The organism is Nocardiopsis sp. CNR-923 (genome assembly GCF_001942255.1).
Classification (GTDB): domain Bacteria; phylum Actinomycetota; class Actinomycetes; order Streptosporangiales; family Streptosporangiaceae; genus Nocardiopsis.
This window is the reverse complement of record NZ_MKKC01000011.1, coordinates 138173-146653: the sequence shown is the minus strand read 5'-3', so window position 1 is coordinate 146653 and position 8481 is coordinate 138173. Positions and strand designations below refer to the sequence as shown.

The window sequence follows — 8481 nt, the reverse complement described above, 5'->3', positions numbered from 1 at the left end:
CGGGCCCGGTTGAAGGCCGCCGGGCTGGGACGTTCCCGAGGCGGGTTGACCAGCAAGATCCATCTGGCTTCCGACCGGCGCTGCCGCCCGCTCGCGTTCGTCCTCACCCCCGGGCAGGCAGGCGACAGCCCGCAGTTCGTTCCGGTCCTGGAGCGGGTGAAGGTGCGCGGACCGGTCGGGCGTCCCCGGACCCGCCCGGACGCGGTGGCCGCCGACAAGGCGTACTCGTCTCGGCGCAACCGCCGCTACCTGCGGCGGCGCGGCATCCGGGCGGTGATCCCGGAGAAGGCCGACCAGGCCGCGAACCGCAAGAAGCGCGGCAGTACCGGTGGGCGGCCGGTCTCGCACGACGACATGCTGTACAAGGAGCGCAACACCGTCGAGCGCTGCGTCAACCGGCTGCGGAACTGGCGCGGCATCGCGACCCGCTTCGACAAGACCCCGGAGAGCTACGAGGCCGGGCTGCACCTATGCGGTGCGATGCTCTGGCTCCGCAGCATCGCACCGCGTCCATAATTCGAACTCCAGACAGGACCTAGTACCGGGTGCCGACCGCCGTGGGCAGGCCGTCGAGTTCGCGCAGGTCCTCGGGGGTCAGGTCGAGGTCGGCGGCCCCGGCGTTGTCGTGCAGGTAGGCCGATCTCTTCGTACCGGGGATGGGGATGACGTGGTCGCCCTGGGCCAGGGTCCAGGCGATCGCGACGCGGGCGGGCGTGGTGCCGCGCCGTTCGGCGACGCGCCGCACGACGTCCACGAGGACCTGGTTGCGGCGCACGGCCTCCTCCTGGAAGCGGGGCTGCCGGGCTCGCAGGTCGCCCTCCTCCAGGCCCTCGGCGGTGACCGTCCCGGTCAGGAAGCCGCGCCCCAGAGGGGAGAAGGGGACGAAGGCCGCGCCGTGCTCGGCGCACCAGCCGACGACGTCTCCGGGGCCCTGGCCGTCGTTGGCCACACTCCCGAAGCCGCCCGCGCTCCCACCCGCGGCGCCCTGGGCGTCGCGGGTCCACAGGGACAGCTCCGACTGGATCGCGGCGACCGGGTGGGCGGCGTGCGCCTCCTCGGCCTGGGAGCGGGTGACCTCGGACAGCCCCAGGTGGCGGACCTTGCCCTGGGCGACCAGTTCGGCCATGGCGCCCCAGGTGTCGAGGAGCGGGACGTCGGGGTCGACGCGGTGCAGGTAGTACAGGTCGACGGAGTCGGTGCCGAGGCGGCGCAGGCTCTCGTCGAGGGAGCGGCGGACGTGGTCGGGCGTGCCGTCCTGGTGCATGGCCAGGGTCGCGGCGTCGTCCATGACCAGGCCGGTCTTGGTGGCCAGGACGACCCGGTCCCGGATGCCCCTGAGCGCGCGGCCCGCCAGCTCCTCGTTGTGGCCGCCGCCGTAGACCTGGGCGGTGTCCAGGAAGGTCACGCCCGCGTCGACGGCCTCGCGGATCAGCTCCACCGAGCGGGCGTCGTCGCGTTCTGAGGCCGAATAGGCCCAGCTCATGCCCATGAGGCCGAGCCCGACCCGCCCGACCGGGCTGCCCTGGAACTCGCGTGTGCGCACTCTGCTCACCTTCCGTCGTCGCCTGGTGTTTGGCGGCGGCACAGTACCACTGCCGGGTAGGCGATCTCCACGCGATTTCGGCGCGCGACGCCCGCGCCCGCCGCGCCGCTCCCGCGCGGGTGCGTCGGTCCGGCTCAGCCGCGCAGGAGCGCCCGGTGGGCCAGTTCCCGGCACACGACGGCGAAGTCGAGTCCGGCCGCGGCCGCCGCCATCGGGAACGTCGAGGTCTCGGTGAGGCCGGGGGCGACGTTGGTCTCCAGGAACGTGACCCGGCCGTCGTCGCCGACGATGAGGTCCGTGCGCGACAGGTCGCGCAGCCCCAGCACGCGGTGGGCGGTCAGGGCCATCTCGGTGGCGGCCGCGACGGCGTCGGCGTCCAGGCGGGCCGGGCAGAAGAACTCGGTGCGCCCGGCGGTGTAGCGCGCGGCGTAGTCGTAGACCCCGCCGTCGGGCACGATCTCCACCGGCGGCAGGGCGACGGGGCCGTCCCCGGTGTCCAGGACGCCCACGGCGAGCTCGGTTCCCTGGACCTGCTCCTCGACGAGCGCGGAGTCGCTGTAGGCGAAGCAGGAGACCAGGGCGGCCGACAGGTCCTGGACCGAGGCGACCGGGGCGGCGCCGAACGCCGAGCCGCCCCGGTCCGGCTTGACGAACAGCGGCAGACCCAGCCGGTCGGCCATCCGCGCGAGCAGGGCGGGCGCGCCCAGGTCGTGGAAGGCCGACTTGGGCAGGGCGACCCCGCGCGGGACCCGCACGCCTCGGCCGCCATCAGGGCCTTGGCCGCGGGCTTGGAGAAGGCCAGGCGGCAGGACTGCGGGCGGGCGCCGACGTAGGGCGCCCCCACCAGCTCCAGCACCTCACGGATCGCGCCGTCCTCGCCCGCCGCTCCGTGCAGGACGGGGAAGACCACCTGCGGCGGGTCGTCGGACAACCGGTCCAACAGCGTGCCGTCGACGTCGGCTACCTGGACCTCCACGTCCAGGCGGCGCAGCGCGTCGGCGACGCTCCGCCCGGAGTGGACGCTCACCTCGTGTTCGGGGGACAGGCCCCCGGCGAGTACGAGAACGCGGTCAAGGTCTGCCACGGCGCGGACCTCCTTGTGTGGTGCTGACATGGTGGCGGTGCCCTTATGGGGATGGTGTCAGGGCAGGTCGGGGGCGGGGGCCTGGCTGCCAGCGGTGGGCGGGGCCAGAGTGCTGCCGAACGTGTCACGCAGGTCGAGCTCGCCCTCGACGGCGCCGACCAGGCGGCGCACGCCCTCCCGGATCTGCTCTGGGGTCGGATAACAGAAGCTGAGCCGCATGGAGGCTCGGCCGCGCCCGTCGGCGAAGAAGCCGGTGCCGGGCACGTAGGCGACGCGTCCGGCGACCGCGCGGGGCAGCATGGCCTTGGCGTCGATGCCCTCGGGCAGGGTGGCCCAGACGAAGAAGCCGCCCTCGGGGCGGGTCCAGGTGCACCCGGCGGGCATCATCGCCTCCAGGGCGCCGAGCATGGCGTCGCGGCGCTCGCCGTACATGGTGTTGAACGCCTTGATCTGCTCGCGCCAGGGAAAGGTCCGCAGGTACCGGCGCACGACCAGCTGGTTGAACGTGGAGTGGCTGAGCATCGCCGACTCGGCGGCCAGGACCAGCTTGGCCCGAACGGGGGCGGGGGCGAGCGCCCAGCCGATGCGCAGGCCGGGCGAGAGAGTCTTGGACAGCGACCCGAGGTAGACGACGTTGCCCGATCCCTGGGAGTAGAGCGTGGGCTGGGCCTCTCCGTCGTAGCGGAGCAGGCCGTAGGGGTTGTCCTCGACCACGAGCACGTCGTGGCGTTCGCAGACCTCCAGGACCCGGGCGCGGCGCTCGGCGGTCATGGTGATGCCCGCGGGGTTCTGGAAGTTGGGGACGGTGTAGAAGAACTTCACCGTGCGGCCCTCGCGCGCGGCGCGGACGAGGGCCTCGTCGAGGCGCTCGGGCACCACGCCGTCCTCGTCCATGGCGACGTGGCGGATCTCGGCCTGGAAGGCGGCGAAGGTGTTGATCGCGGTGACGTAGGTGGGCGCCTCGCACAGGACGACGTCGCCCGGGTCGACGAAGACGCGGGTGATGAGGTCGAGGGCCTGTTGGGAGCCGACGGTGACGATGACGTCGTCCGGGCTGGCGGTGATGCCCTCCAGGGTCATGTAGTCGCAGATCTGCTCGCGCAGCACGGGGTCGCCCTGGGCGGAACCGTACTGGAGGGCGGCCGGGCCCTCCTCGGCGACGACGTCGCGGACGAGTTCGCCGATCTGGTCGAGGGGGAGCGCCGCGACGTTGGGCATGCCTCCGGCGAGGGAGACGACCTCGGGGCGGGACGCGACGGCGAACAGTGCGCGGACCTCCGATGCGACCATGCCCTGTGCTCGGAGCGCGTAGCGGCCGACGTGCGGGTCGATACGCGAACCCTGTTGGCTGGGCTGCTGCTCTCGGTGGTCAGCGGACACGGTCCACCTCCGTCGGGAAGGTCTTCGGGTGGCCCACGGGCGGGACGCGGGGGCCGGTCGCGGTCCCCCGTTCGACGCCGTGCGCCGCCCGCTGGTTCACACGGTGGTCCGGTCCGGTCCGGAGTCCCCGTGCGACGGTCGGGTCGGATGGTCCGGGTGCGCGTCCGGACCGGTAAATGCACCGAGTGTAGCCCAGCGGGACCGTCTCCCCGCCACGAGCTTGTGGTTTCGTGCCGACCGCCACACACGCGGCGCCGTCCCGACCGTCGTCGGTCCGCCGTCGCCGTCATGGCCGTCCTTGGAGGAGGTACCCGCGCGCGGCGGGGGTGGTGCGGCCCGATGACCAGAAGATGAAGCACATTTTCACCTTTCCACGCGAGTCTGACATAGGCCTCAATGTCCGTATCCATGAGATTGGTCGCATGGGACACCTCCGGGTGCGCCTCGCACCCGGAACGGCACCCTTGGGGGAACGCATGAGAGTCCGCACGACCACTGTTCTGGCTCCGCTGACCTGCCTCGCCCTGGCGGGTGTCCTCACGACCGCGTGCACCTCCGACGACGCGCGCGTGGAACGGGCGCAGGACGCTCGACGGGAGATGGCGCGGGCCGCGGGCGCGTTGTCGGCGACCGTGCTGCGCCCCGCGGCCGAACGGGCCTTCGCCCGGTCCGGACACCCGGTCCAGGGGGTGTTGACGTGCGCGAACGAGCCGTCGGCCGGGACTTCGCCAGCGGGCGCCGGCGAGCGGTCGGCCGGAACCGACGACCGGACGGAGGCCGCAGAGGAGGACGACGGGGCCGTGGAGGTGCACTGCACCGGCACGACCCTCGCCGGCGATCCCCTGGTCTTCGAGGGACGCCTGCGGCCCGAGGTCCTCGCCGAGCGGGAGGCGGGCGACGACGGCCTGCGCGGGGCGTTCAGCGGCACGGTCGGCGGCACCGAGGTGTTCGCGATGGACTGCTTCCAATGCGCGCCCGCGCTGGCCGGGGAGGACGCCGAGGGCGGCGGGGCGCGACCGCACGGATCCGGGGAGACCGCCGGGGAGGCGGTCGACGGGTGACGGCGTGCCCCCGAGGAGCCACCTCGAAGGCACGCCGTGCGCACGGTGCGTCCAGGGAGCTCCCCCCACTCGCCCTGGACCACCGGGGCCCGCTCGCGCGCTCGCCCTGCCCCGCAACCCCCCTCAAGGTTCCGCGGGCGGCGACCGACGCTGACGCCGTGGCTCCGGTTGCCGTGCCCTCTCTCGCCCGGCACCGTCCGCCCGGCCTGGCGGGCCGTGTGCGAACAGTTCACACCATCCCCGCCGACCAGGCAATGGTTGCACTAGGTTGCGACTCCCCCACTCGCAGCAAGGACTCCTAAGCGGTCGACGTCCCGCTCGCGAAGGGTCCGGACCCCCGGGGCGAGGGAACCGGGCAGCAGATCGGCGCGCTCCCGCGGCCAGGAGACGCACACCCGAACCTCCCCGCTGAAGCGGTAGGGGCGGCTGTCCAGGATGCCGCCCAGGTGGCGGCGGAGCCGGGAGAGCTCGGCGCGCACGGTTACCACGTGTCCGGCCGCCCCGAACACGTCCTCGGACAGCTGGGCCGCCGTGCGCCCCTCGCGGTGGACGGCGAGGAGCACGAGGAGTTCGGCGTGGCGCGGGGTGAGCCGGTGCGTCCACTCCCCGCTGGGCCCGGCGACCCGCACGGCGGGCGACGCCGCACGGGACAGTTCCAGGGTGACGGTCGTGGGACTGGCCGACTCATCCCGGCGGGGACGGAGCAGCCAGCCGCCCGGCAGGGGTTCGAGCGCGCACTCGCCCAGGGCGGGCAGCCAGGCGGTGCCGGTCTCGCGCTGGGTCGGCAGGAGCACCCGGCGGACCGGCTCGATGTGCACGGCCGCCGCGGTCCACCCCGCCTCGTCGACGACCAGGGCGGGACCGCTCATCCGGGCCAGCAGCGGCGCGGCCACCGCCCGCAGGCGCTCCAGGTGCCCGTGGTGGATGCTCTGCAGGTGCGCCTCGGCCAGTTGGGCGACCGTGTTCACCAGGGCCAGGGTGGAGGGGTGGACGGTGGAGACCGGTCCGGTGACGTCGATGGCGCCGAGCAGGCGGCCGTCGCGCGGGTCGTGGACGGGTGCGCAGGCGCAGGTGAGGGCATGCAGGCTGCGGACGAAGTGCTCGGCCGAGTACACCTGCACGGGCCTGCCCACCACCAGGGCGGTCCCGATCGCGTTGGTCCCGGTGCTGCCCTCGTTCCAGTAGGCGCCCTCCACCAGCCCCACGCGGTCGCCGACCGTGCGCACCCGGTGGGAGCCGTCGCGCCACAGGATCTGCCCGGAGGCGTCGGCGACGAGCATGATGTGCTCGGCCTCGTCGGCGACCGAGACCAGGGCGCGGCGGATGAGCGGCAGCACCTCGGCGATCGGGGAGGCCGTCCGGGTGCGGTGGAGTTCGTCGGGCCGGGAGACGCGTGGCGGGGGTCCGCTGTCGGGGTCGATCCCGAAGCGCCGCATGCGCCCCCAGGAGTCCTCGATGACCGGACGCAGCGCGGCGGGAGCCGGTCGGCCGGTGAGCGCGGCCTCGTGCACCCGGCGCAGCAGGTTGGCGTGTTCTCGGGCGTCGACCCCGGCGGGGAGGGCCGTGTCCAGAGGGGGAAACGACATTTGAGCCCCAGTCCTCACGTGCTCTGCGGAGTTCAACAGTGTCCAACCTCTGATGGGGGCGGGTGGACGGAACCGGAACACGCGCGCGGTTCGGAGGCCGTGACGGGTACCACGTTCCGATTCCGAGGAACAGCCTGCCCCATCCAGCGTCGACGGTACGGCGCGACGTGAAACCGGACCACCCGGTCGGCGGGGCGCGTGCCCCGGGTTCAGCCGCCCGACCGCCACCGTGTGAGGGCGAACCACAGGCGCATGCGCTGCTCCGCGTCGGCCAGGTCCACGTCCAGGTCGCGCTCGATCCGGCCGATCCGGTACCGGACGCTGTTGCGGTGGGCTCCCAGGTCGGCGGCCGTCCGGTCCCAGTTGCCGTGGCGCACGAGCCAGGCCCGCAGGGTGCGGCGCAGGGTACGCGCGGCGTCGGTCTCCTCGGCCAGAGGGCCGAGGATGCCGCGGGCGAGGTCGTCGGCGCCCGCGGGGGTGAGCAGTCCGGCGAAGGGATCGTCGTCCTCCTCCCGCACCAGGGGTCGGCCCACGGCGCGGGCCCGCTCCAGCAGGGCCGCGGCCCCGCGGTCGGCGCCCGGGAGGTCCTCGGGGGCGGCCGGCCCGCTCAGGGCGGCGATCCAGCCGTGCGCGCGCAGCTCGTCCAGCTGCGCCCGGTGCTCGTCCTCGCCCCGGTCGGCCAGGACGGCGCGCAGCCCGGGTTCGGGTCCGGTGCCGGTGTCCAGGACCTGGGTGGGCAGGGGCAGCTCCGCCGGGGACGTGTGCCGCGCGGCTCCGGCCGGAACGGCGCGCAGCACCCGGTAGGCGGGCGCGCCGGTCCCCCCCGCCCCGGTGAGTTCGGCCAGCAGGGGCGCGGCCGGCCCGGTCAGCGCGCCGTCGACCAACAGGGCGGTCAACAGGCGGCCGGGGACGGGCGGCGCGTCGTCGTGGCGGCGCGGGAGGAGGTCCAGCAGGGCGGTGGCGGTGCGCAGGACCGCGCGGTCGGTGACGCCGAGCGGGCGCGGGCGTCCCACCAGAACCACGCCGTGGTCGTCCGGGGGTGTGCCGACGGTGTGCAGGAAGACCTCGTCGGGGCCGGCGACCGCCTTGGCGCTGCGGGGTCCGCCGACCTCGGTGAGCTTGGCGACCAGAACCGTCAGCTCCCCGTCCAGGGTGTCCGGGGCTCCGGGGCCGGCGCGCAGGCCCTCCGGGGCGGCCAGCGCCGACCACGCGCCCAGGGACTCGGCCAGGACGTCCAGGACCCGGTCGACGGGGCGGGCCGCGGTGACGGCGCGGGTGAGCCGCTGGTGGGCCTCCCCCATGCGACGCAGGTCGCGCAAGCGCCTGTCCTCCAGTTCCTCCCCCACGGCCTGGCTGACGGCGGCGAAGGGGGTGGGCCGCGGCACCTCGACCAGGGGCAGGCGCTGGCTCCGGCACTCCTCGACGAGGGCGGCGGGGATCGTGTCGTGCACGGGTGTGACGCCGAAGCCGACGGCGCTCACGCGGGCCTCGGCGAGCGAGCGCACGTAGTCCCGGACCCCCTCCGCGCTCCGGGGCAGATTGAGCCCCGCGGTCAGCACGAACTCACCGCCGCGCAGGTAGCGGGCCGGTTCGGCCAGCTCGCTGACGACCGCCCAGACGATGCCCGGGTCGCCCGCGTCGACGACGCGGGTCAGGGCCAGGTCGCGGCGGGCCAGGACGGCGCCGAGCGGGACCGCGTGGGCGTCGGGCCCGGCGGCGGAGACGACCACGCGCTCACACTCCCCCGAACTGGACACTCCGTCTAGTTTCGTGTCTTGCTTGGTGCGATTGAACCACTGGCAGGAAGCCTACCCGCTTCCTAGTCTG

The 8481-nt window shown here is 74.2% G+C and carries 6 protein-coding genes and 1 pseudogene; 2 read left to right on the top strand and 5 right to left on the bottom strand.

Going from position 1 to position 8481, the window contains the following annotated elements; all coding sequences use genetic code 11:
* Positions 1-516, top strand: a 516-nt coding sequence (locus BJF83_RS00990; protein ID WP_143831735.1) for an IS5 family transposase, incomplete at its 5' end; no start/stop codon positions are given.
* A 19-nt stretch (positions 517-535) separates the two neighbouring features.
* Here BJF83_RS00990 and BJF83_RS00985 read toward each other — a convergent pair.
* The 3 genes and pseudogenes from BJF83_RS00985 to BJF83_RS00975 all read right to left on the bottom strand — a co-directional run bounded on the left by BJF83_RS00985 (position 536) and on the right by BJF83_RS00975 (position 3917).
* A complete protein-coding gene (locus BJF83_RS00985) occupies positions 536-1543 on the bottom strand; it encodes an aldo/keto reductase (RefSeq protein ID WP_075924792.1) in 1008 nt (335 codons plus the stop codon).
* 134 nt (positions 1544-1677) lie between these two features.
* Positions 1678-2627, bottom strand: a pseudogene (locus BJF83_RS00980) (D-alanine--D-alanine ligase).
* A 57-nt stretch (positions 2628-2684) separates the two neighbouring features.
* Positions 2685-3917, bottom strand: a complete 1233-nt coding sequence (locus BJF83_RS00975; protein ID WP_083678362.1) for a PLP-dependent aminotransferase family protein — start codon at positions 3915-3917, stop codon at positions 2685-2687.
* 566 nt (positions 3918-4483) lie between these two features.
* Here BJF83_RS00975 and BJF83_RS00970 point away from each other — a divergent pair.
* Positions 4484-5068 carry a hypothetical protein gene (locus BJF83_RS00970; protein ID WP_143831734.1) on the top strand — a complete coding sequence of 195 codons (585 nt, stop codon included), beginning with the start codon at positions 4484-4486 and terminating at the stop codon, positions 5066-5068.
* A gap of 263 nt (positions 5069-5331) precedes the next feature.
* On the opposite strand, the gene BJF83_RS00965 is transcribed toward BJF83_RS00970, so the two are convergent.
* Together BJF83_RS00965 and BJF83_RS00960 are read right to left on the bottom strand one after the other, a co-directional pair.
* Positions 5332-6654 (bottom strand): helix-turn-helix domain-containing protein, encoded by a 1323-nt coding sequence (locus tag BJF83_RS00965; protein WP_075924789.1) that lies wholly within the window; start codon positions 6652-6654, stop codon positions 5332-5334.
* Positions 6655-6863: 209 nt separating this feature from the next.
* Entirely contained in the window at positions 6864-8384 is a 1521-nt protein-coding gene (locus BJF83_RS00960; protein ID WP_075924788.1) for a PucR family transcriptional regulator, read from the bottom strand.
* Positions 8385-8481: the final 97 nt, after the last annotated feature.

Excerpts from the sequence above, each read along its gene's own strand:
- BJF83_RS00975 (WP_083678362.1), bottom strand. The coding sequence starts at position 3,917 with ATGGTCGCATCGGAGGTCCGCGCACTGTTCGCCGTCGCGTCCCGCCCC.
- BJF83_RS00965 (WP_075924789.1), bottom strand. The coding sequence starts at position 6,654 with ATGTCGTTTCCCCCTCTGGACACGGCCCTCCCCGCCGGGGTCGACGCC.
- BJF83_RS00970 (WP_143831734.1), top strand. The coding sequence starts at position 4,484 with ATGAGAGTCCGCACGACCACTGTTCTGGCTCCGCTGACCTGCCTCGCC.